The sequence below is a fragment of the Methylobacterium sp. 275MFSha3.1 genome (assembly GCF_900108435.1).
Taxonomy (GTDB): Bacteria; Pseudomonadota; Alphaproteobacteria; order Rhizobiales; family Beijerinckiaceae; genus Methylobacterium.
Genome location: NZ_FNWP01000008.1, coordinates 35,194 through 57,416, shown reverse-complemented (window position 1 = coordinate 57,416; position 22,223 = coordinate 35,194). Strand labels below are relative to the sequence as shown.

The window sequence follows — 22,223 nt, the reverse complement described above, 5'->3', positions numbered from 1 at the left end:
CGATCACGCGAGGCGTGCGCGAGACTAGCGGTCGGACGGCCGAAGTCGACCTTGTATCCCCAGCGGCGGTGTCGCGCGAAGGGCTCATGCCGCGGCCGGCCGCGCGGCCTCGGAGGGCGCGCCCACGGGGGCCTGGACGAGCCGGGGCGGCGCGGCCTCGCGGCAGGCGCCCAGCACCGCCGACAGCGCCTCGTTCAGCGACGTCACCAGGAAGTCCGCCGAGGTCGCCCGGCGCAGGCGCTCCAGGGTCGCCGGATCGCGCTCGCGCCAGAAGCCGACCAGGATGCGGACACCCGGCACCGCGGCCCGGGCCTGCCGGACGGTGAACCGGATCTGCGACAGGCTGACCGGCTCCAGGTAGGAGAAGCAGATCAGCGCGAGGCCGTCCGGGTTCTGCGGCCGCTCGCCGGCGCGGATCGCCGCCATGGACAGGATCTGCGAGGCCAGCCCGTGGCGCGCGAGGATCTGGCTCAGCATCAGCGTCGCCGCCTCGTCGAACGGGCCGCGGCTCGACACGCACAGGACCGGCGTCTCGCCGCGCCAGTTGGGCGCGAGATTCTCGCGCTCGAGGACGATGCCGGCCACCTGCCGGTCGGGCCCGACGGCGGCGAGCGCCGCCGCGGTCTCGGTGTCGGGGCCGCGGCCGGATCCCCGCCGGGCGCGGCGCCCGACCGGCGCCGTGCCGAGGCGGTCCACCACCGTCCCGATCGCGGCACCGACCTCCGCCTGCCGTTCCCGATCCAGTGTGCCGCGGGACAGGTCCTCCTGCGCCAGCAGGAGGCCCGCGAGGGCGACCTCGTCGTAGTAGGTGACGAGGGCGCGCTCCTTCAGGAACTGCCAGCCCTGGTCGATCGCCTCGACCGGGTCGCCGGCCAGCATGCGCTGGTAGAAGATCTCGGGCGGCGACAGGGCGGGCTGATCGCCGAGCAGCACGTCGAGGTACCAGAGCCGCTCCACGTGCCGGCCGAGCACCACGAGGCAGACGGTGAGGGGCGTGGCCAGCACGAGGCCGATCGGGCCCCACAGGAACGTCCAGATCGTCGCGGCCAGGATGACGGCGACCGGCGAGAGGCCGGTGGAGTGCCCGTAGAGCAGCGGCTCGATCACGTGGCCGCAGATCGGCTCGACCACGAGGAACAGGGCCGCGGTGGCGATCACCATGCTCCAGCCGGGATCGACGGCGGCCGCGAGGATCAGCGGCAGCAGGGCGCTGATCGCCGCGCCGATATAGGGCACGAACCGCAGGATCGCGGCGAGGACGCCGAACAGGGTCGGGCTCGGCACGCCGATCAGCCAGAGGCCGATGCCGATCACCAGCCCGAAGGCGATGTTGAGGGCGAGCTGGGCCAGGAAGAACCGGCTCAGCCGGCTCGTGGCGTCGTCGATCGCCGCCGTCGTGCGCCGCAGGTCGCCCGAGCCGCCGGCGAGCCGGATCGCCCGGTTCCGCAGGTCCTCGCGCTGGAGCAGGATGAAGATCGTGAAGATCAGGATCAGACCGGTCGTGGCCAGCGGGTGCAGGATCGGGCCGGCGAAGGTCTGGAGCGTGTCGACGACGCTGGCGCGGGCGGGGGTGAGCTCGACCGTGAGCGGGTGCGTGCGCGATCCCGGCTCGCCGCGGACCTCCGCGGCCGGCGGCGGCTGCAGGGTGGCGCTGAGATCCTGCACCATGTCGACGATCCGCGAGAGCGTGCCGGTCCCGGCCGTCGCCCCGCGCAGATCCTTGATCTTCGTGCGCATCACCTGCGTGTAGCGCGGCAGGTCGGAGGCGAGCTGGGACGCCTCGCTGGCGATCAGGCTGCCGATGCCGAACAGGGCGCCGAAGACGATCACCACGACCAGCAGGACCGCGGGCGCGCGGGGCACGCGCAGCCGCCGCAGCATGCGCACCGCCGGCACGAGGACGAAGCTCAGGAGGATCGCCAGCGTCACCGGCACGAGGATCTCGCGCCCGAGGTAGAGCGCCGCCATCGTGGCGACCACGAGGAGGAGCGACGCCAGCGCCACGAAGATCGGCAGGCCCTGCCGCAGGCGCTGGGCAGTGACGGGATCCTCGCTCACGGACACGCTCCACTCACATCAGGTCTCGGGGCCGCAGATCTCGGGGCCGCAGGTCGCGCGTCCGCTGCCGGGTCAGCTCGCCTGCGCGGTCTCGCCCAGGGCGGCGCTGATCTGGCTGAGCAGCTTCGAGAAATCGACGGGCTTCGGGTGATAGTCGTCGCAGCCGGCCTGGATGGCCTTGTCGCGGTCGCCCGACATGGCGTGGGCCGTGAGCGCGATGATCGGGATCGCCCGGGTGTCGGTGCCGGATTTCAGCGTCCGGGCGACCGACCAGCCGTCGAGGACCGGCAGGTTCATGTCGAGGAGGATCACATCGGGCTGGCCCGAGCGCGCCTGCCGGACGCCGGCCTCGCCGTCATGCGCGAGCATCACCTCGTAGCCGCGCCGCTTGAGGCGGCGGGAGAGGAAATCCCAGATCTCTTCGTGGTCCTCGACCAGCAGAATCTTCGCCATCAGAACTCGTAACCCCCGGCTCGCGTCGTGCCGGTCGGAGGCCCAACGCGCGGCAACGCACAATCGCCCAACGTTCCTGCCGCGATTCCGGTCCCTGGAGAAGTGGCCTCCGGTCCGCGGTTGACCCGTCGGTCCGCGGGTAAGAGCGTGGACGCCAACGAATCGACAATCCTCGGACGGGGCGGAATGGCCAGTATGCCTGACATCGAGTTCTATCATTCGCCCAATACCCGTTCGTCGGGCGTGCGCGTGCTGCTCGAGGAACTCGGGGTCCCGTACCGGCTGCACGCGCTCAACATGCGCGCCGGCGAGCACCTCCAGGACGCCTATCGCGCCGTGAACCCGATGGCGAAGGTGCCGGCGATCCGCCACGGCGACGCCGTGGTGACCGAGCAGGCGGCCGTCTACCTCTACCTCGCCGACCTGTTCCCCGAGGCGGGGCTCGCCCCGGCACCGACCGAGCCCGACCGGGCCACCTACCTGCGCTGGATGGTGTTCTACGGCTCCTGCTTCGAGCCCGCGGTGATCGACCGGTACCTGAAGCGGGAGCCGGGCCCGCGCGCCATGTCGGCCTACGCCGATTACGACAGCGTCATCGCCCGGGTGAAGGAGGCCCTGACGCCCGGCCCGTACCTGCTCGGCGCGCGCTTCAGCGCCGCCGACGTGCTGTGGGGCGGCGCCCTCGGCTGGACGACGGGCTTCGGCCTCGTCGCGCCCGACCCGGTGCTGGCGGCCTACGTGGAGCGCATCCGGTCCCGCCCGGCCTCGCGGAAGGTCGCGGCCGCGGACGCGCAGCTCGCCGAGGTGCACCAAGCGGCCGCGTCCGCCTGACCGCGGCCGGACTCTTGCTGGGGCTCGCGCCGGGGGCCGGCCCCGGCGCGCGGTCCGGTCTCCCGCCGCCGGCGCACCCCGCGGACGGCCCCTCGCGCGACCGGAACCCGTCGGCCCATGCGTCTGCTCGCTCCCCTCATCGCCGCGCTCCTCCTCGGCGCCCCCGCGGGGGCCGCGCGGGCCGCCGATCTCACCGGCACGCTCAGGAAGATCCACGACAGCAACAGGCTGGTCCTCGGCGTGCGCGATACCGCGACCCCGTTCAGCTACCTGGACCAGAACCAGAAGGTCGTCGGCTTCGCGGTCGACATCTGCCTGAGGATCGCCGACGCGGTGAAGCGCGAACTGAAGATGCCGGGCCTCGAGGTCGGGATGGAGTTCGTCAACTCCTCCTCCCGCATCCCGCTGATGACCAACGGCACGATCGATCTCGAATGCGGGACGACCACCAACAACGCCGAGCGCAAGAAGCAGGTGGACTTCACCAACACGCACTTCCTCACGGCGACCCGCTTCGTCTCCCGCAAGGACCAGCACATCGCCGGCCTGGACGACCTGCGCGGCAAGACGGTCTCGTCGGTCGCCGGCTCGACCAACATCCTGATGCTGATCAAGGCCAACAACGAGCGCAAGCTCGGCATCACGGTGATCGCCGCCAAGGACGTCCCGGAGGGGTTCCTCATGGTCGAGACCGGCCGGGCCTCGGCCTTCGTCATGGACGACGTGCAGCTCAGCGTGGTCGCGGCCCAGTCCAAGGAGCCCGCCGCCTACGTGGTCAGCGAGGAGACCCTGTCCAATCCGGAGCCCTACGGGATCATGCTGCGCAAGGACGACCCGGCCTTCAAGGCGGTGGTCGACCGGGCGACGGCCGATCTCTACCGGAGCCCCGAGATCACGGTGCTCTACGACCGCTGGTTCCTGAAGCCCGTGCCGCCGCGCGGCCTCAACTACAACGTGCCGCTGTCGTCGGCCCTGCGCTGGGCCTTCGCGCACCCGACCGACAATTCGGATCCCGCGTTCTACGCGCACTGATCTGTCGCGCGGCGGGGTTCCGCTCCGGCGAGGGAGATGCGATGCCGCGGGTCTGATCCCGCCCGCGTCGCGAAGCGTGCCATGACCGACAGCACAGAGCCGGCTCTCCCGTCCAGCGCGGCCGTCGCCGCGCCGCCGGCCACGTCGATCCCGCGCCTGATCGTCGTGCTGGCCTGCGCGGGGTTCGGCAGCACCTTCGCGCTCCGCTCGGTCGAGCCCCTCGTCGGCGTGCTCGCCCGGGATCTCGCGAGCGACGCCCACACGGTGGCGCTCCTCTCCACCGCCTTCGCACTGCCCTACGCGTTCATCCAGCCGGTGCTCGGCCCGATCGGCGACGCGCTCGGCAAAGAGCGGGTGATGAGCACCTGCCTCGCGGTGCTCGCCGTCGCGCTGACCCTGTGCAGCGTCGCGCCGGACATCGGCAGCCTGTTCGGCCTCCGCATGCTCGCGGGGGCTGCCGCGGGCGGCTGCATCCCGCTCTCGCTCGCGCTCCTGGGCGACCGCGTGCCGATGGAGGGTCGCCAGGTGGCGATCGGGCGCTTCCTCGTGGCGGTGATCCTCGGCCAGCTCTCGGGCTCGACCTTCGCGGGCCTGATCGAGGCGGCGATCGGCTGGCGCGGCGTCTTCGCGGTCACCGCCGCGGTGGCGGCCCTGGCCTGCGCGGCGACCGTCTTCGGCTTCGACCGGGCCGGCCGGGCCCCGGCCCGCCGCCCCGCCTTCGGCGAGGCGGTGACGCGCTACCGCACGATCCTGGGCAATCCCCGGGCGCGGGTGCTGTTCTCGGCGGTGTTCATCGAGGCCATCGCGATCTTCGGCGTGTTCCCGCACCTCGCCCCGCTGATCGAGGCGCGGGGGGAGGGCGGCCCGCGCGAGGCCGGGCTGGTGCTGGCGGGGTTCGCGGTCGGCGGCCTGCTCTACTCGGCCCTGGTCGGGCTGCTGGTGCGGCTGCTCGGCCTGCCGCGGATGCTGATCGGCGGCGGCCTGATCTGCGGCGCGTCGCTCACCGTGGTCGGGCTCGCGGGCTCCTGGCAGGTCGACTGCGCCGCGCTCACCGCCATGGGCCTCGGCTTCTACATGCTGCACAACACCTACCAGACGCAGGTCACCGAGGTCGCGCCCAAGGCCCGCGCCTCCGCGGTGGCGCTCCACGCCTTCTCGTTCTTCTGCGGCCAGGCGCTCGGCGTCGCGGTGATCGGGCAGGCGCTGCTCCGGTTCGGCCAGCTCGGGGCCCTGCTCGGATGCGCCGTCACCATCCTGGCGCTCGGGATCGCCACCGCCATCGCCCTGCGGCAGAAGCCGGGACCAGTCCCGTTTACCGGCTGAGCGCGCCTTTTCCCGGACGCCCGCAACGCAGTGGAAGGCGATCCGGGAACCAGCACACGAAGCGCCGCGAAAGCGGCACCGCATATCGACGCTTCGCGACGTTTCGCGCTGGATCCCGGGTCGCATTCCGCTGGTGCTCCATGCGCCCGGGAAAGGGCATGGTGCTCGGACGATTCAAAGCGGCGTCCAGCCGGCCCATGGTTTTCCGACAGTTAGTCTGAACCGCGCGAGGTCGTCCTTGCGAGCGCAGCGAAGCAATCCAGTGTCGCGCCACGCCTCCCGATGTCGCGCTGCTCTGGGTCGCTTCGCTACGCTCGCGATGACGCGGAGCAGCTCTCAGACCCGCCCCATCGCCAGCCCCTTCAGGTCGAAGTCCGGATCGGCCGCCTGGTCGGGCGTCAGCGGCGTCCCGGCCGCGAGCAGGCGCCGCGCGATCATGTGGTCGCCCGCGCGGTCGACGGATTCCACCGTGCTCAGGCGCCCGTCGCGGAAGCGGAAGACCGAGAACGCGTCGCCGGTCCCGCGGACGACGCCGGCATCGCGGGGTCCCGACAGGCCCGCGATCTGCAGCTTGTGCGGACCCTGGTCGCTCCAGAACCACGGCAGCGCGCCGTAGGCGGCGGGCTTGCCGGTGAGGCGCGCCGCGAGGCAGCGGCCCTGGTCGATGGCGTTCTGCACGGACTCGATCCGCACCGTCCCGTCCGGCGTCAGCCCGTGGGCGAAGGGGATCGGGAAGCGGGCGCAGTCGCCGATCGCCGAGATGGCCGGGTCGGGCGTCGCCAGGAACGCATCGACCCGCACGCCGTCCTCGGCCGGCAGGCCGGCCTCCGCGGCGAGTTCCCGGTTCGGCAGGACGCCGATCCCGACGAGGACCAGGTCGGCCGCGCGTTCGCTGCCGTCCGCCAGGGCGACGCCGGTGGCGCGGCCGTCCCGCCCGACGATCGCCGTCACGCCGGCCCCGAAGGCGAAGCGCACGCCCATCGCGGCGTGGGCGCGGCGGAAGAATTCGCCCATCTCGGACGAGACCGCCCGGGCCATGGGCCGCTCGGCCGCCTCGATCACCGTCACCGGCAGGCCGCGCGCGGCCGCGACGGCGGCGAATTCGAGCCCGATGAAGCCGGCCCCGATGACCACGATCGCCCGGGCCTCGGCGACCGCCGCCTTCAGGGCGTCGGCATCCGCGAGGCCGCGCAGCTGGCGCACGCCCGCGAGTTCGGCGCCCGGGACCGGCAGGGGGCGGTTGCGCGCGCCGGTGGCGAGCACGAGGTGGTCGTAGGGGAGGTCGGTGCCGTCCGAGAGCTGCAGGCGGCGCGCGTCCCGCTCGACCGCGACGGCGCGGAGCCCCGGGCGGTGCGCGATGGCGTGCTCGGCGAAGAAGCCGGGCGGGCGCAGGAACAGGCCCTCCCGATCGGTCTTCCCGGCGAGGTAGGCCTTCGAGAGGGGCGGCCGCTGGTAGGGCAGGGCGGTCTCGTCGCCCACCAGGGTGATCGGGTCGCGGAACCCGCCCTCCCGCAGGGACGCGGCGAGCTGGAAGCCGGCCTGCCCGGCCCCGGCCACGACGACGCCGGCAGCGGCGCTCACGCCTTGGCTCCCGCCAGCACCAGACCGCTCTGGGCGACGCCCGGCAGGCAGCGCGCGCCCTCCGACATCAGGTAGGACCAGACCGCCGAGGCGGCCGGACCCAGCACCTTGTCGGCGCGCCGGACCGCGTACCAGTCGCGCCGGATCGGCAGGCCCCTGACGTTGAGGAGGACGAGGCGCCCGCTCTCCAGCTCGGCCGCCACGGAGTGCACCGAGAGCAGCGCGATCCCGAGCCCGGCCATCACCGCCTGCTTGATGGTCTCGTTCGACCCGGTGTCGATGTCCAGCGGCGCCCGCTTGACCAGGACGCCGCTCATGAACTCCTCGAAGACCATGCGGGTGCCCGAGCCCTCTTCGCGGAGGAAGAACGGCTGGTCCGCGAGGTCCTCGCGGTTCAGGTCGGTCCGGCCCGCCAGCGGGTGGCCGGGCGGCGCGATCAGCACGATCGGGTGCGGCCCGAAGGTGGCGGCCTCGATCGGGAAGTCCCGGGGCGGGCGGCCCATCAGGGCGAAGTCGATCTCGTAGCCGCGCAGCGCCTCCACGGTCTGGCCGCGGTTTCGCACCGACAGGCTGATCTCGACGCCGGGATGCTTCTTGACGAAGCCCGCGATCACCTGCGGGGCGAAGTACTTGGCGGTGGAGACGACGCCGAGCGCCACGCGGCCGCCCTCCGCGCCGCGCAGGGTGCGCAGGCGGTCCGTGCAGGTCTCCAGCACCGTGTTGATGCTGTCGATCGCCCAGAGCATCTCGCGGCCGGCATCCGTCGGCTTGAGGCCCCCCGGCGTCCGGTCGAACAGCAGCAGCCCGGCCTCCTCCTCCAGCTGGCGGATGCGCGCGTAGAGGGCGGCCGAGGTGACGTTCAGCTCCTGCGCAGCCCGGGTCATGGTGCCGAGGCGGGCCACGGCAGCGACCGCCTGAAGCTGCTTGAGGGAGAGGTTGCGCATGGCGGACATCTCGTTTTTTTCGTCCTATGGCACAAGATCGCACAGAAATCTTGAAGGCCCCGCCGCGGGTTCCTGTCGATCCGGAGACAGAGACCGCTATCTTGGCAGCCGAGCGGCCGCTACAGAGCCGGCGCGGAACGCGCGATCCCCGCGGACGGGATCCGAGCAGGAGGAGTAGGCCGATGGCAATTTCAGCGGCGATCGGGACGCCCCTCGAGACCTGCCTGGCGCAGGCCGTGGACGCCAATCCGGCGCTGAAGGACGCCGCCGCGGTGGTCGCGGCCGTGGCGCGGTCGGCGGTGGAGATCAGCGAGCGGATCGGGCGCGGCGCGCTCGGTGGCGACCTCGCGGCGGCCGGCGATCACAACAGCGACGGCGACGTCCAGAAGGCCCTCGACGTCATCGCTCACGAGAGCGTGACCGCGGCGCTGCGGGGCGCTCCGGTCGCCGAGGTCGCCTCCGAGGAGGCCGAGGAGGTGATGCGTCTGAACCCGGACGCCCCGCTCGCCGTCGCCATCGACCCCCTCGACGGCTCCTCCAACATCGGCGTGAACATGGCCGTCGGCATGATCTTCGGCATCCGGCCGTCGATCAAGGATCCGGCGAACCCGCTGGCCTCGTTCACCACCCCCGGCTCGACGCAGATTGCCGCGGGCTTCGTCACCTACGGCCCGGCCACGGCGCTGATCCTGACACTGGGCGAGGGCACCCAGTCCTACGTGCTCGACCGCGCCGAGGGCCGGTTCAAGCTGACGAGCCCGGCGATGTCGGTGCCGGCCTCCACGAAGGAATTCGCCATCAACGCCTCGAACGCCCGGCACTGGGACGCCCCGGTGAAGGCCTATATCGAGGATTGCCAGCGCGGCACCGAGGGGCCGCGCGACAAGGACTACAACATGCGCTGGCTCGCCTCGCTGGTAGCCGACATCCAGCGCGTGCTGACCCGCGGCGGCGTGTTCCTCTACCCGGGCGACGCCCGGAAGAACTACGCCCGCGGCCGCCTGCGGCTGCTCTACGAGGTCGCGCCCGTGGCCATGCTGGTCGAGCAGGCCGGCGGCGCGGCGACCGACGGCCAGACGCGGATCCTCGACCTCGTGGCCACCGGGATCCACGAGCGGGCGCCGCTGGTCTGCGGCTCCACCGAGGAAGTGGCGTGCGTCGCCACCTACTATGCCGGCGGCAAGCCCGATGCCGGCCGCTCGCCGCTCTTCGGCCAGCGCGGCCTGATGCGGTCATAGCCGCACCGTGAAGTCGTAAAGGCATGTCGGCGCGGCACCCCATCATCTCGGTGACCGGCTCCTCCGGGGCCGGGACCACCTCGGTGCGCAACACCTTCGAGCAGATCTTCCGCCGCGAGGACGTGCGGGCGGTCTTCATCGAGGGTGACGGCTTCCACGCCTTCGACCGCGACACGATGCGGGCGATGATGGCGAACGAGCCGACGCTGTCCCACTTCGCGCCGCGGGCCAACCTCCTGCCCGAGCTGGAGGCGGTGTTCCGCAGCTACGCCGAGTCCGGCACCGGCCGGACCCGTCACTACGCCCACGACCAGCACGACGCGCAGGCCTACGGCATCCCGGAGGGCAGCTTCTCGGACTGGGAGACGTTTCCGCCCGATTCCGACCTCCTGTTCTACGAGGGCCTGCACGGCTGCGTGGCCGACCAGGACGTCGACATCGCCCGCTACGCCGACCTGAAGATCGGCGTCGTGCCGGTGATCAACCTCGAATGGATCCAGAAGCTGCATCGGGACCGCTCGTTCCGCGGCTACTCCACCGAGGCGGTGACCGACGTGATCCTGCGGCGCATGCCCGACTACGTGCAGACCATTTGCCCGCAATTCTCGTTCACCGACATCAACTTCCAGCGGGTGCCGACGGTCGACACGTCGAACCCGTTCATCGCCCGCTGGATTCCCACCGCCGACGAATCGATGGTCGTGATCCGCTTCAAGGATCCGAAGGGGATCGACTTCTCGTATCTCGTCTCCATGATTCACGACAGTTTCATGAGCCGGGCCAACTCCATCGTGATCCCCGGCGGCAAGCTCGACCTGGCGATGCAGCTGATCCTGACGCCGATGATCATGCAGCTCGTCGAGCGCCGCCGCCGGCTGGCCTGAGCCGACCCCGAAAGCCTCCCATGCTCGCACCCGTCATCGCCCCGTCGATCCTGTCCGCCGACTTCTCGAAGCTGGCCGAGGAGACCCGCGCCGTGGACGCGGCCGGGGCCGACTGGATCCACCTCGACGTGATGGACGGGCATTTCGTGCCCAACATCACCTTCGGCCCGCCGGTGGTGAGAGCGCTCCGGCCGCACACGCAGAAGTACTTCGACGTGCATCTGATGATCGCGCCGGCCGATCCGTACCTCGCGGCCTTCGCGCAGGCGGGGGCCGACGGCATCACGGTCCACGCCGAGGCCGGGCCGCACATCCACCGCTCGCTCCAGACCATCCGCGACCTCGGCAAGCGCGCCGGCGTGGCGATCAACCCGGGCACGCCGGCCGCCATGGTCGAGCCGGTGCTCGACCTCGTGGATCTCGTGCTGGTGATGACCGTCAATCCCGGCTTCGGCGGCCAGAGCTTCATCAAGGGCGCCATGGAATCGGTGGCGCGGGTGCGCGCCATGGTGGCGGGCCGGGACATCCGCATCCAGGTCGACGGCGGGATCGACCCCGAGACGGTCAAGGTCGCGAGCCGCGCCGGGGCCGACACGTTCGTGGCCGGCAACGCCGTGTTCAGCGGCGGCCCGGACGCCTACGCCGAGCGCATCGCGGCGATCCGCGAGGGCGCGGAGGGCGCCTCCGGTCGCGACCTGTCGTGCTGAGGGCGCTGATCTTCGACGTCGACGGGACCCTCGCCGAGACCGAGGACCTGCACCGGCAGGCGTTCAACCGCGCCTTCGCGGAGCTCGGCCTGCCCTGGCGGTGGGACGAGGCGCTCTACGCCGACCTGCTGGCCGTCATGGGCGGGAAGGAGCGGCTCGCCCACTACATCGACACCGAGCACCCGGCGGAAGCCGCCGCGCTCCACGCCCGCGCGCCGGAGATCCACGCCATCAAGACGCGCGCCTACGGCGACCTCGTCGCACGGAACGGCCTGCCGCTGCGCCCCGGGATCGCCCGGCTGATCGCCGAGGCCCGGGCCGCGGGAATCCGGCTCGCGGTGGCCACCACGACGAGCCGCCCGAACGTCGACCGGCTCCTCGCCGCCAATTTCCCGCCGGACGCCGCGCCCTTCGACGTGATCGCGGCCGGCGACGAGGCGAGCCGCAAGAAGCCCGCCCCCGACGTGTTCCTGCTGGCGCTCGCCGGCCTGGAGATCCCGGCCTCCGAGGCGGTGGCCTTCGAGGATTCGGCCGCCGGCATCAGCTCGGCCCGGGCCGCCGGGCTGCCGGTGCTGGCGACCCGGAGCCGTTACACCGAGAGCCACCGGCTCGACGGCGCCTTCTCGGCCGTCTCGGATCTCGGCGAGCCGGACCGGCCGCACCGGCACCTCGCGGGCGTCGAATGGCCGGGCGGGGTCGTGGATCTGGCCTCCCTGATCCGGTGGCACGAATCCCAGGACGGTCAGAGCGTGCCAGCCCAGGCGATGGGCACGAGCCGGTAGCCCGGTCCGTCCCGTTCCACGTGGCCGAGCGACGGGAAGGGGAAGTGGTAGCCGACCACGAGGGCCCTCTCGGACGCGGCCGTGTCGTAGAAGCGGTGGCGCGTCGCCTGCGCCTGATCGGCGTCGTGATCGTACATCACGTGCCAGTCCGGGTGCTGCAGGAAGAGGGCCGGGATGTTGGTCACGTCGGACTGGATCAGCAGACGGTCCGCGCCCGAGGCGACCGCGAAGGCCGTGTGGCCCGGCGTGTGTCCGGGGGCGGCGAGGGCGGTGATCCCGGGCACGATCTCCTCGTCCCACGCGAAGCTGCCGATCCGGTCCTTCAGGTCGCCGAGCACCCGGCGGGTGTTGGCGAAGTAGCCCTGCGTCACCGGGTCGGCGGCGCGGGCCATGTTGGCGTCGCTCATCCAGAACGCCCAGTCGGGTGCGGCGGCCCGGATCTCGGCGTTCGGGAAGGCGAGGGACCCGTCCGCCCGCTTGAGGCCGTTCGTGTGGTCGGGATGGAGGTGCGAGAGCAGGACGAGGTCGATGTCCTCGGGCCTGATCCCGGCCGCCGCGAGGTTCGCCGCGAGGCGGCCGACGGGCGCGCCCGGCACCGGGCCGTTGCCGGTATCGATCAGGACGAGCTTCGCGCCCGTGTTGATCAGCGTCGGGTTGAACGGCACCGTCACCTGGCCGGGGGGCATGTAGGCCGCCCGCGCGGCGCCGAGCGCCTCGTCCCGGGGAACGTTGCGCACGAAGCGGTCCGGCATCGGGAAGCTGCGCGCCCCGTCGTTGAGGATCGTGACCTCGCAGCTGCCGACACGCGTCCGGTAGAAGCCCGGCGCCTGCGCTCCGCCGAAGGGTGCGGTGGCGCGGGCGCGGCCGCCGAGACCCAGGACGGCCCCTCCGGCGAGCGCGGCCCGCACCAGATCGCGACGGTTCGTGCCCGGCATCGGATCCTCCTTGAAACCCGCGTTGGCCCGTGTCCTAGCGTCTGCCCGGCCGGCGATCGGCGCGGGCGTCCGCCCGCCCGTGCGCCTCGGTGGCGAACAGCATCGTCCCGGCCACGAGGCCGAGCGCGGCCGCGATCCCGAACTTGAGCCAGCGCGGGTCGGCCGCCGCGACGTCGCTGGTCGCGCGGGAGTCGAAGCGGCCGTGTGCGCCGGGATCGGTGTCCACCGGGTCGTAGAGGTTGTCGGGTCGGTTCTTCTGCGCCTGCACGCCGGTCATCTCCCCGCGATAGCCGTGCCGGGCGAGGTAGCCGTCGATCCAGCCCGGGATCAGCATGTTTCCGATGATCGCCTTCCAGGCCGAGGCCCCGATCCACATTTCCCGGGGCGCGTCGTGCGCCGCCCGGAAGACGTGCCGGGCGATGGCCTCCGGCTGGTAGATCGGCGGCACCGGCTCGAGCTTGCGTGGCAGCCGCGAGCGCGCCCAGTCGAATTGCGGCGTGTTCACGGCCGGAAGCTGTACCATCGTCAGGCGGACTCGGCTGCGGTCGTGGAGCAGCTCGCTGCGCAGGGAATCGACGAAGCCCCGCACGGCGGCCTTGGCGGCGCAGTAGCTCGCCTGGAGCGGGATCGACCGGTAGGCGAGCGCCGAGCCGACATGCACGATCGTGCCCCGGTCGCGCGGGACCATGTGGCGGAGGGCCGCCAGCGTGCCGTGCACCTGCCCCAGATAGGTCACCGCGGTGGCGCGATGGAACTCGTCCGGGCTCGTCTCCTGAACGGGCGCGTAGACCGTCACCATCGCGTTGTTGACCCAGACGTCGATGCCGCCGAACGCCTCGGCCAGCGCGTCGGCGGCCTGGGCGACGGCCTCCGCGTCGGCGACGTCGGCCGCAAAGGCCAGGGCCCGGCCGCCGGCCCGCTCGACATCGCGGATCGTGCCCCTCAGCCCCGCCGGGCCGCGCGCGATCAGCCCCACGTTCCAGCCGTGCCGGGCGAATTCGTGGGCGACAGCCCGGCCGACGCCGGCGCTCGCGCCCGTGACCATGACCGTGCTGCGTCCGTTCCGGCTCGACATCGGGTTCCCAGCTGCGCGTGAAGTCCAGCGCCAACGCCCGAGACGGCGACTTTTTCCGCGGTCACGGGATTGCGAAGCCCGCGGGGCCGTGTCGACCCGTGTCGCGCCGACCGGCAGCGGCCGCGTTGCTTCGTCCGAAGGCGGCGGCCTATATACGGCGCGACCTCACAGCCGCGACGGCGGGGTCCCGCACGCCCGCCCGCGCCAACGAACAAAAGTCCGAACCGTCATGGCAGGCCATTCGCAGTTCAAGAACATCATGCACCGGAAGGGCCGGGTGGACGCGGTCCGCTCGAAGGTGTTCGGCAAGCTCGCCCGCGAGATCACGGTGGCGGCCAAGCTCGGCACGCCCGACCCGGCGATGAACCCGCGCCTGCGCGCCGCGATCCTGGCGGCCCGCGCCGAGAACATGCCCAAGGACAATATCGAGCGCGCCATCAAGAAGGCCGCCGGCGCCGACGGCGAGAACTACGAGGACATCCGCTACGAGGGCTACGGGCCCGGCGGCGCCGCGCTGATCGTCGAGGCACAGACCGACAACCGCAACCGCACCGCCTCGGACGTGCGCTCGGCCTTCACCAAGTCCGGCGGCAGCCTCGCCGAGACCGGGGCCGTCGCCTTCATGTTCGACCGCGTCGGCGTGATCGCCTACCCGGCCTCCGTGGCCGACGCCGACACGATGCTGGAGGCGGCGATCGAGGCCGGCGCCGACGACGTCAGCTCCGGCGAGGACGGACACGAGGTCATCTGCGCCCAGGATTCCTACGGCGAGGTCACCAAGGCCCTCGAGGCGCGCTTCGGCGAGCCCGCGCGCACGGGCCTGATCTGGAAGGCGCAGAACACCATCAATGTCGACGACGAGACCGGCGAGAAGCTCATCCGCCTCGTCGAGGTGATCGAGGATCAGGACGACGTCCAGAACGTCTACGTGAACTTCGCCCTGTCGGACGCGCTGGTGGCCAAGCTGCAGGCGTGAGGGGCACGGCCGGCGAGCCGGGAACGGACAGTTCCGGTCGCAGCCATGCCGGGCGCCCGCTCGCGCTCCGGATCCCGCTCGGCAATCCCGGACTGGCGAAGTCGGGGGGGGCGGTGTGTTCGCCCTCCGGAGTTCCGGACTCGCCCGTCAGGCGCCCGCGGCCGCGAGTTCGGCCCCGAAGCGGTCCTGCGCGTAGCGCTCCACCGAGAAGGTGTCGTCGGGCAGCTGCACCATGAAGCGCTCGGCCACCTCGGTCAGCACGATGTCGGGCCGGACGCGCTCGATATACGGCCAGTCCAGCGAGGTGCTCCAGACGAAGTGCACCTCGCGGAACGTCTCGGCCAGCATGATCGTCAGCATGTACGGCATGACGTGCGAGAAGGAATCGCCGAACAAGACCAGCCGGCGCGGGTCGGTGGCCTTGGCGTTCCCGTAGATCACGTGCGCACCGACATGCAGCGTGTGCAGCAGGCCGGCCTTCTCCCGGGCCTCGACGATCGGGCTGCCGTAGGTCCGGACCGCGTCCTGCTGCATCAGGACGGTGCGCGAGCGCGCTCGCCGGGGTGGATCGAAGGCGCTCCCCAGATCGCCGTCGTGGTCGGTCTCGAAGGACGGCCGCTCTCGCAGGTCCTGCCGCGGCTCGGCGCCCAGCGCCCGGCAGATCTCCGCGTAGGCGAGATAGCAGCCGTCGGCGGACCAGTGGGTGTCGGTCCGGCAGTAGAGGTCGGCCGCGTCGCGCTGCGCCCGCATCGGCGTCACCAGATCGATGCAGGTCTGCCGCCAGCGCTTCCGCCGGCGCCAGGCCGCGTACAGCCCGATCGGACCCGGGAAGCGGCCCGCCGGGGGCTCGCTGTGGAGGAGGCGGTAGGCCGGCGACGCGCTCGGCCGGATGGTGAGCCCGTCGAGCCGGTGATCGTAGATCATCAGCTTCTCCGGGGCGACGACGTGGCGGTACAGGATCCCCTGGGCGCGCAGGCGCCGCTCCCGCGTCGTCACGAGGCTGCGCCACTGCCAGATCAGCTCGGTCGTCTCCTCCGGCCGCTCGTACTGGCCGAGCACGTCGTTCGTGCCCGTCTTCAGGAACAGCCAGCCGTCCTGGCCGACATGGATGTGATCGGGCGTGCTCGAAGCCATGGCGCACTCGTGAGGCGGGTCGCCCGTTCCGGCGGCCGCCGATGTCGAATTCGGCCGCAAGGCGCGGGATGCCGGTGCGGCGGCGGACCGGCAGAGTGCCGCACGCGTCATCCACCACCCGGCAGGCCCCGTCATGCCCCTCCTCAACGCCCGCGCCAAGCCGCATAGTGCGGCTGCCATGAGCCCCGTTCCCGCGACAGACCCCGGCGATGCCGAGCGCTGGGCCGCCCTCGCCGCCCGCGACCCGCGGGCCGACGGCACCTTCGTGTACGCGGTCCGCACCACGGGCGTGTACTGCCGCCCGAGCTGCGCCGCGCGCGCGGCGCGGCCCGAGAATGTCAGCTTCCACCGGACCTGCGCCGAGGCCGAGGCTGCCGGCTTCCGGCCGTGCCGCCGCTGCCGCCCGGACGAGCCCGCCCTCGCCGAGCGCCGGGCCGAGGCGGTCGCCCGCGCCTGCCGCCTGATCGAGACGGCGGAGACGGTTCCGTCCCTCGCCGCGCTCGCCCGCGCCGCCGGCCTGAGCGCCTACCACTTCCACCGGGTGTTCAAGGACGCCACCGGCGTGACCCCCAGAGCCTACGCGGCCGCCCACCGTGCCGCCGCCGTGGCGCGGCGGTTGCCTGGGGCCGCCTCGGTGACGGAGGCGCTGTATGAGGCCGGCTACGCTGCCGCGAGCCGGTTCTACGCGGCGGGCGCGCCGCGCCTCGGCATGGCGCCCGCCGCCTACCGGACGGGCGGCGCGGGCCTGCGCATCCGGTTCGGTATCGGCGCCTGCAGCCTCGGCGCGATCCTCGTCGCCGCCACCGAGGCGGGCGTCTGCGCGATCCTCCTCGGGGACGCGCCCGAGCCGCTCCTGCACGATCTCCAGGACCGCTTCCCCGCCGCGGAGATCGAGGGCGGCGACCCGGCCTTCGAGGGCTGGATGGCGCGGGTCATCGGGCTCGTGGAGGCGCCGGGCAGCGGCCTCGACCTGCCCCTCGATATCCGCGGCACGGCGTTCCAGCAGCGGGTCTGGACGGCGCTGCGCAAGATCCCGGTGGGATCCACCGCGACCTACGCGGAGATCGCCCGGGCGATCGGCCTGCCGACGGCGACGCGCGCGGTCGCGCAGGCCTGCGGGGCGAACCCGGTCGCGGTGGCCATCCCCTGCCACCGCGTCGTGCGCTCGGACGGTGCCCTGTCGGGCTATCGCTGGGGCGTCGCGCGCAAGCGCGCGCTGCTCGACCGGGAGGCGGAGGCCTGAAGTCCCTCCGTCCCGCGCGCGTCCGCGCTCCGCGCGGTCTGTTCTAGAGCCGCCTCCGATTGCGTTGCGACGGTGCGGGACGAAGGCCGATCCGGTCGAGACAGCCGCCCCACACCCCTCTCCCGCAGGGGAGAGAGGACCCACGCCTCGCTCGGCACGGGCCCGGCTACATTGTCGTCCCGACCGGGCGCGGCTCTAGCGCCGGCCGCCGCCCGGACCGCCAGGCCCGCCGAAACCACCGCCGCCGAAACCACCGCCGCCGAAGCCGCCCCCGCCCGGGCCCGGGCCCCCGGGCGAGCCGCCGAAGCCCCCGGGGCCGCCCGGGAACGCCCCGGGGCCTGCCGGCGGCGTGCCGCCGAAGCCGCCGCGCGGCGCTCCGAATCCGCCGGTACCCTCCGATCCGGGGACGACCGCGCCCCCCGGCCGGGTGTCGATCGCGGGGCCGCGCGGTTCGCCGATGCCGCCCTGACGGCCTCGGGGCTCGGCGCCGAAGCGGCCGGGCGCCTCGTCGGGGAGGTTGCGGAGGTCGAGCCGGTCGCGCTCCCGCTCGAACCGCGGGGTGTCCGGCCGCTGCGGCTCGGGCGCGATGCGGTCCTCGATCCGCAGCCGCTCCACCGTCAGGTCCCCGTCCCGCGCGATCGCCGCGGTCAGCACCGCCCGCACGCTTCCGGTGCGCGGAACCTGCGCGCCCGGACGACCCGCGACGGCGTAGCCCGCGCCGACGTCGAGCCTGCCGCTATCCCGGCCGATATAGGCCTCGATCGAGACCTGTTTCAGACCCGGCGGGAAGGGCAGACCGACCTGCGCGGCGTTGGTCACGGTGAGCACGCCGTTCGCCGCACGGCCCGTCACCAGGGCGCGCCGGCCCGGCGGCAGGGCGTCGGCGCCCGCGAGGCGGAGGCCGCCGATCCCGAGGCCGCCCGCGACCCGCCGCACCGGGCCGGCGACGCGGTCGGGCCCGGTGTCCCGCGGCTCGATCAGGCTCGCCACGATCACGCCGTCGGGCCGGCGCAGCCCGCTCACCGCGACCCGCGCGCCCGGCTGCCACGCGCCGCCGAGACCCGTGGTCGAGACCCGCTGGCCGAGCACTACGAGCCGCCCAGGCGCAATCGATTCCACCGTCCCGACCACTTCGCTCGTGACGTCGATCCGCCCCGTGGCGAGTCCGCCGCCCTCGGGCCGCGCCACCACGTGGACGACCTGACCGATCTTCAGGTCGGCGGCCTTCGCGGCCGTGCCGTCGATATGCACCTCCACCTCGGGCGGATAGGCAATGCGCAGGTCGTTGACGACGATCGAGCCGAAGCGTCGGATCGTGCCGATCACGCCGGTGCCGCCGATGCCGCGGTCGCCCTCGCCGAGGGGCCCGCTCTTCGGCGCGTCGGTCCGCATCATGCCGGTCCCGCCGATGCCCTGATCGCGCGGGGATTCCTGCGACCGGACGGCGCCGGGCAGCACGGTCGCGGCGCCCGCGAGCAGGCGCAGGACGAAGCGGCGGTCGAGCGTGGCGCGCACCGGCCGGCCTCTCACCGCTCGTCCGCTCGCCGCGCCGGCGGCGCCGCTTCGGTGTAGACGTACAGGCCGAAGTTCCAGCGATGTGTGCCGCCGGGATCGGTCTGGCAGGCGGCGTGCGCTTCCCGGTTGGCCTGCTGCAGCGCCTCCATGGCGATCTCGCGGGCGCGCGCCTCGAGCCGGGTCGCGAGGTCCTCGGACAGCCCGTCGTAGTGGACCGCCCGCTCGAGGAAGCGCGGCGCGTCTCCGAAGATGTTGGCGACGGCGGCGGCGATATGGTCGTGCAGGTTGCGGCCGAAATAGTAGAGCTGGGGCCCCTCGGCGCCGTCGCCCCTCGGTACGTAGGCGGCCTCGGCCAGCACGATCCGGTCCTGCGGATCCGTGAAGGCCAGCCCGCGATCGAGCCACTCGTCGAGGACGGCGCGCGGCCGCAGGTCCCGCGTCACGCCCGCGACCAGCGACTCGAACGAGGGTGCGCCGCCCTCGGCCGTGCGCGGAAGTTTCAGGGGCTGGCCCTGCGCGTCGGTGAAGGCCGGGTCGGCGATCCAGCGGGCGATGATCCGGCTGGTGCGGGAGACGACCGCCGGGACGGCGCTGACCGGAGCACCGGCGCCCCGCAGGCGCCGGACCTCCTTGCGGTGGATGCCGGTGAGCAGGGAGACGCGGCTGTCGGTCTGCTCCTTTCCGGCGAGGGCGAAGTCGTACTCGGCGACGTTCACGTAGAGCTCGCGCAGCAGGTCGGTGAGCGCCGGGAAGGTGATGCCGCGGGCGACGAGCAGGCGCACGAGGGGGCGCAGCAGCCGCGCCAGCGGCGCGTGCAGGCTGGCGCCCTCCCGCGGTGTATCGGCAGTATCAGACATGGCCGCATCGTGACGGCTCATGCTGTGGGACACAATCCCACCGCGTGCGAAGGCGCACGCTGGTTCCTCGATTTCGCGTTGACGTGGGATTTTTGCACACGTAGAACCGTCTCGTGGTCAAATTTCCCACGAGATACGGGGCCGGCCGATGACGATTGAGACGCGAACGCTCGTGGCGATGCCCCTGCCGCCGCTCACGCTTCCCACCGCCCAGGCGCGACGGGCAAGCCTGGGTGATCCCCTTCCGCGGCTCCGACGCCTCGTCTGCGTCGTCGCCGCGCTCACACTGCCCGTCCTCGGGGTCGCCGTCGCGGAAACGGTCCACCGCGCCGGTTCACCGAGGGCGCCGCAGGCCGCCGCTCCCGCCACCCCCTCAGGCGGGGCGGCGGCACCCTCGGGCGCCGTCGGGCCCCGACGCGCCGCGAGAACCGTGAGGGTCGCGGCACGCACGGAAGAGAACCGCGAGGTCCGCTCTTGATCGCCCTCTCCGGTATCGACCGCGCACGAACCGCGCCGACCTGCGGTGGAGCGGCCATTCTCGATCTCGCTCTTTGCCTGATCCTGTCCGTGACCGTCGTCGGGCTGCTCCTCCTGGCCCTCTGATCCCGCGGCTCCGCCGCGCGCCGAACGAGATTTCCATGAACGCACGAACCTCCGCAGCCCTCGCGGGCGCCGCATGCGGCTGCCTGGCCCTCGCCGCCCAGGCGGCCGACCTGCCCCGCCGCGCGCCGCCGCCGCCACTGCCGTCGCTTCCGGTCTTCACCTGGACGGGCTTCTATGCCGGCGTGAATGCGGGATACGCGTTCCCGACCGGGAGCGGCGGCTTCACCGACCCGACCTACGGCACCGTCACGGGCGGCGGGCGGTCAGGCGGCTTCGCCGGCGGCGGCCAGATCGGCTACAATTACCAATTCACGCCGGGCTCCGGCGTCGTCGTCGGCGTCGAGGCCGACATCCAGGGCGCGGCCTTCGCCAAGGCGGACGCCGCCTATCTCGGCACCACGCCGTATTACAGTGTCCGACCGAGCCTCGACTATTTCGGCACGGTCCGCGCCCGGCTCGGCTACGCGTTCGACCGGGTCCTCGTCTACGGGACCGGCGGTTTCGCTTACGGCGGCGGGGCGCGCGCGACCGACGCGGGCGCCTACCCCTACACCCTGCCGTCGACCGACCGGACCGGATACGCGGGCGGCGGGGGCATCGAGTACGCCTTCACCGACAAGCTCTCCGCCAAGGTGGAGGCGCTCTACCTCCATCTCGGCCGCGGAACGAACGCCGCCACGTACTACAACGCCAGTGTCCCGGCGTTTTATGGTGCCGGCAAACAGGACTCCGGGTTTGCGGTGGTTCGGGCCGGTGTGAATTACCGATTCTGAGCAATATTCGTTGGGCGATAGCTTGACGGAGCGGTCAAGCTGGGTCGCAATGCCCTGCATTCGGCTTCGCGAATCTGTCGGCCGCGCGAGCCTGTCCATGGCCGAGGGATGTCGGTGAGGCCGGATACCGCGCGGGTGCAGCCCCGCGGGACCGCGGATTCTCTCCGACAGGATCGGCCGTGAGCATGCCCAGCTCGACCTCCCTCACGACAATGCTGCTCGCCGTCGCGCTCGCGGCCTGCACCGTCCCGGCGCGGGCGCAGGAGATCGTGCCACCCGGGCCCGACGGGCGCGGCGCCATCCTGATCTACGGGAATTTCTGCGGCCCCGGCAGCCGCGGGCCCGGCTACCCGCCGATCGACGCGCTGGATCTCGCCTGCGCGCACCACGACGCGTGCTCGCCCGAGCCGGCCGCGGGAACGCTGCCGACCTGCGCCTGCAACGGCCGCCTCCGCGTCGAGGCGGGGCTCGTCGCCCGCGATCCGGCCGCGCCGGCCCAGACCCGCCAGACCGCGCAGTTCATCTCGGATTTCGCCGCGGCGCTGCCCTGCCAGTAGGGCGCACCGCGGGACCGCTCAGGCGGCGTCGGCCGGGTTGGCGGCTGCCTTCGGGCCGCCCTTGGCGACGCCCACCAGGGCCGGGCGCAGCACGCGCTCGCCGATGACGTAGCCCGCCTGCACGACCTGCACGACGGTGCCGGCCGGAACCTCCGCGTTCGGCACCTCGAACATCGCCTGATGGCGGTTCGGGTCGAACTTCTGGCCCTGCGGCTCGACGATCTTCACGCCGTGGCGCTCGAGGGTCTTGCCGAGGTCGCGCTCGGTGAGCTCGATCCCGTCGATCAGCCCCTTCAGGGCGCCGTCGGCCGTGGCCTTCGCGTCGGCCGGAACGCTGTCGAGGGCGCGGCGGATGTTGTCGGCGACGTTGAGCACGTCCCGGGCGAAGTTGGTCACCGCGTAGGCGCGCGCGTCGGCGACCTCGCGCTCCGTCCGGCGGCGCAGGTTCTCCATCTCGGCGAGGGTGCGCAGCGTCCGGTCCTTGAGCTCGTCGCGCTCGGCGGTCAGCAGGGCCAGGGCCTCCGCGACCGGATCGACGGTGGCCGACTCGCTGCCCTGACCCGCGGGCGCGGGATCCTGGGCCGCGCCGGCACCGGCTTCGACCGTGGTCTGGCGCTGGTCATCCTGGGGCATGTCGTTGCTCGTCATCACGTTTCAGTCGTGGGCGGGAATCGGTTAGGGATGGTGGAATCGGCGCTGATATCTGGCCACGGGGCCGCGAA

General features: G+C 72.7%; 22 protein-coding genes. 12 read left to right on the top strand and 10 right to left on the bottom strand.

Going from position 1 to position 22,223, the window contains the following annotated elements:
• Nucleotides 1–84: 84 nt before the first annotated feature.
• Nucleotides 85–2,058, bottom strand: a complete 1,974-nt coding sequence (locus BLW78_RS11065) for an AI-2E family transporter (protein WP_091679767.1) — start codon at nt 2,056–2,058, stop codon at nt 85–87.
• A 72-nt stretch (nt 2,059–2,130) separates the two neighbouring features.
• Nucleotides 2,131–2,511 carry a response regulator gene (locus BLW78_RS11060; protein WP_020092557.1) on the bottom strand — a complete coding sequence of 127 codons (381 nt, stop codon included), beginning with the start codon at nt 2,509–2,511 and terminating at the stop codon, nt 2,131–2,133.
• Between the two features lie 195 nt (nt 2,512–2,706).
• On the opposite strand from BLW78_RS11060, the gene BLW78_RS11055 reads away from it, so the two are divergent.
• The 3 genes from BLW78_RS11055 (at nt 2,707) to BLW78_RS11045 (ending at nt 5,697) form a co-directional block, all read left to right on the top strand.
• Nucleotides 2,707–3,342 (top strand): glutathione S-transferase family protein, encoded by a 636-nt coding sequence (locus BLW78_RS11055; protein ID WP_091679435.1) that lies wholly within the window; start codon nt 2,707–2,709, stop codon nt 3,340–3,342.
• 117 nt (nt 3,343–3,459) lie between these two features.
• Nucleotides 3,460–4,374 carry an amino acid ABC transporter substrate-binding protein gene (locus BLW78_RS11050; protein ID WP_091679432.1) on the top strand — a complete coding sequence of 305 codons (915 nt, stop codon included), beginning with the start codon at nt 3,460–3,462 and terminating at the stop codon, nt 4,372–4,374.
• Nucleotides 4,375–4,455: 81 nt separating this feature from the next.
• Entirely contained in the window at nt 4,456–5,697 is a 1,242-nt protein-coding gene (locus BLW78_RS11045; protein ID WP_170855139.1) for an MFS transporter, read from the top strand.
• A 336-nt stretch (nt 5,698–6,033) separates the two neighbouring features.
• Here BLW78_RS11045 and BLW78_RS11040 read toward each other — a convergent pair whose 3' ends face one another.
• The gene (locus BLW78_RS11040) at nt 6,034–7,278 is read right to left on the bottom strand and encodes an NAD(P)/FAD-dependent oxidoreductase (protein WP_091679429.1); all 1,245 of its coding nucleotides are present in this window, start codon (nt 7,276–7,278) and stop codon (nt 6,034–6,036) included.
• Nucleotides 7,275–8,222 carry a LysR family transcriptional regulator gene (locus BLW78_RS11035; protein ID WP_026604832.1) on the bottom strand — a complete coding sequence of 316 codons (948 nt, stop codon included), beginning with the start codon at nt 8,220–8,222 and terminating at the stop codon, nt 7,275–7,277. Before BLW78_RS11035 ends, BLW78_RS11040 begins: the two co-directional genes overlap by 4 nt.
• A gap of 182 nt (nt 8,223–8,404) precedes the next feature.
• On the opposite strand from BLW78_RS11035, the gene BLW78_RS11030 reads away from it, so the two are divergent.
• From BLW78_RS11030 to BLW78_RS11015, 4 genes are read left to right on the top strand one after another with little or no spacing between them, the layout of a single operon-like run.
• Nucleotides 8,405–9,460: a class 1 fructose-bisphosphatase gene (locus BLW78_RS11030; RefSeq protein ID WP_091679427.1), complete on the top strand. Its 1,056-nt coding sequence runs from the start codon at nt 8,405–8,407 to the stop codon at nt 9,458–9,460.
• A 23-nt stretch (nt 9,461–9,483) separates the two neighbouring features.
• Complete coding sequence (locus BLW78_RS11025) at nt 9,484–10,344, top strand: phosphoribulokinase (protein WP_012320495.1); 861 nt, start codon at nt 9,484–9,486, stop codon at nt 10,342–10,344.
• Between the two features lie 20 nt (nt 10,345–10,364).
• A complete protein-coding gene (gene rpe / locus BLW78_RS11020; RefSeq protein ID WP_091679424.1) occupies nt 10,365–11,051 on the top strand; it encodes a ribulose-phosphate 3-epimerase in 687 nt (228 codons plus the stop codon).
• Nucleotides 11,045–11,833, top strand: a complete 789-nt coding sequence (locus BLW78_RS11015; protein WP_091679422.1) for an HAD-IA family hydrolase — start codon at nt 11,045–11,047, stop codon at nt 11,831–11,833. Before rpe ends, BLW78_RS11015 begins: the two co-directional genes overlap by 7 nt.
• Here the strand turns inward: BLW78_RS11015 and BLW78_RS11010 are convergent.
• The gene (locus BLW78_RS11010) at nt 11,794–12,768 is read right to left on the bottom strand and encodes an MBL fold metallo-hydrolase (RefSeq protein ID WP_091679419.1); all 975 of its coding nucleotides are present in this window, start codon (nt 12,766–12,768) and stop codon (nt 11,794–11,796) included. The genes BLW78_RS11015 and BLW78_RS11010 overlap by 40 nt on opposite strands.
• Before the next feature lie 34 nt (nt 12,769–12,802).
• The gene (locus BLW78_RS11005; protein ID WP_091679417.1) at nt 12,803–13,843 is read right to left on the bottom strand and encodes an SDR family oxidoreductase; all 1,041 of its coding nucleotides are present in this window, start codon (nt 13,841–13,843) and stop codon (nt 12,803–12,805) included.
• A 229-nt stretch (nt 13,844–14,072) separates the two neighbouring features.
• Between BLW78_RS11005 and BLW78_RS11000 the strand changes: the two genes are divergently transcribed.
• Complete coding sequence (locus tag BLW78_RS11000; RefSeq protein WP_056526849.1) at nt 14,073–14,819, top strand: YebC/PmpR family DNA-binding transcriptional regulator; 747 nt, start codon at nt 14,073–14,075, stop codon at nt 14,817–14,819.
• Nucleotides 14,820–14,966: 147 nt separating this feature from the next.
• On the opposite strand, the gene BLW78_RS10995 is transcribed toward BLW78_RS11000, so the two are convergent.
• Nucleotides 14,967–15,953 carry an alginate O-acetyltransferase AlgX-related protein gene (locus BLW78_RS10995; protein ID WP_091679413.1) on the bottom strand — a complete coding sequence of 329 codons (987 nt, stop codon included), beginning with the start codon at nt 15,951–15,953 and terminating at the stop codon, nt 14,967–14,969.
• Between the two features lie 178 nt (nt 15,954–16,131).
• On the opposite strand from BLW78_RS10995, the gene ada reads away from it, so the two are divergent.
• Nucleotides 16,132–17,196, top strand: a complete 1,065-nt coding sequence (gene ada, locus BLW78_RS10990) for a bifunctional DNA-binding transcriptional regulator/O6-methylguanine-DNA methyltransferase Ada (RefSeq protein WP_091679410.1) — start codon at nt 16,132–16,134, stop codon at nt 17,194–17,196.
• Between the two features lie 195 nt (nt 17,197–17,391).
• Here the strand turns inward: ada and BLW78_RS10985 are convergent, their stop codons facing one another.
• Both BLW78_RS10985 and BLW78_RS10980 read right to left on the bottom strand, forming a co-directional pair.
• A complete protein-coding gene (locus BLW78_RS10985) occupies nt 17,392–18,711 on the bottom strand; it encodes a DUF5666 domain-containing protein (RefSeq protein ID WP_091679409.1) in 1,320 nt (439 codons plus the stop codon).
• A gap of 11 nt (nt 18,712–18,722) precedes the next feature.
• The gene (locus BLW78_RS10980; protein WP_091679406.1) at nt 18,723–19,568 is read right to left on the bottom strand and encodes a DUF6502 family protein; all 846 of its coding nucleotides are present in this window, start codon (nt 19,566–19,568) and stop codon (nt 18,723–18,725) included.
• Between the two features lie 474 nt (nt 19,569–20,042).
• On the opposite strand from BLW78_RS10980, the gene BLW78_RS32025 reads away from it, so the two are divergent.
• The 3 genes from BLW78_RS32025 (at nt 20,043) to BLW78_RS10965 (ending at nt 21,501) form a co-directional block, all read left to right on the top strand.
• Nucleotides 20,043–20,171: a hypothetical protein gene (locus tag BLW78_RS32025; RefSeq protein WP_020092541.1), complete on the top strand. Its 129-nt coding sequence runs from the start codon at nt 20,043–20,045 to the stop codon at nt 20,169–20,171.
• A gap of 35 nt (nt 20,172–20,206) precedes the next feature.
• Nucleotides 20,207–20,944, top strand: coding sequence for an outer membrane protein (locus BLW78_RS10970; RefSeq protein ID WP_091679404.1), 738 nt, complete (start codon nt 20,207–20,209; stop codon nt 20,942–20,944).
• 185 nt (nt 20,945–21,129) lie between these two features.
• Nucleotides 21,130–21,501: a phospholipase A2 family protein gene (locus BLW78_RS10965; protein WP_056526870.1), complete on the top strand. Its 372-nt coding sequence runs from the start codon at nt 21,130–21,132 to the stop codon at nt 21,499–21,501.
• A gap of 18 nt (nt 21,502–21,519) precedes the next feature.
• Here the strand turns inward: BLW78_RS10965 and grpE are convergent, their stop codons facing one another.
• A complete protein-coding gene (gene grpE, locus BLW78_RS10960; protein ID WP_026604829.1) occupies nt 21,520–22,134 on the bottom strand; it encodes a nucleotide exchange factor GrpE in 615 nt (204 codons plus the stop codon).
• Nucleotides 22,135–22,223 lie beyond the last annotated feature (89 nt).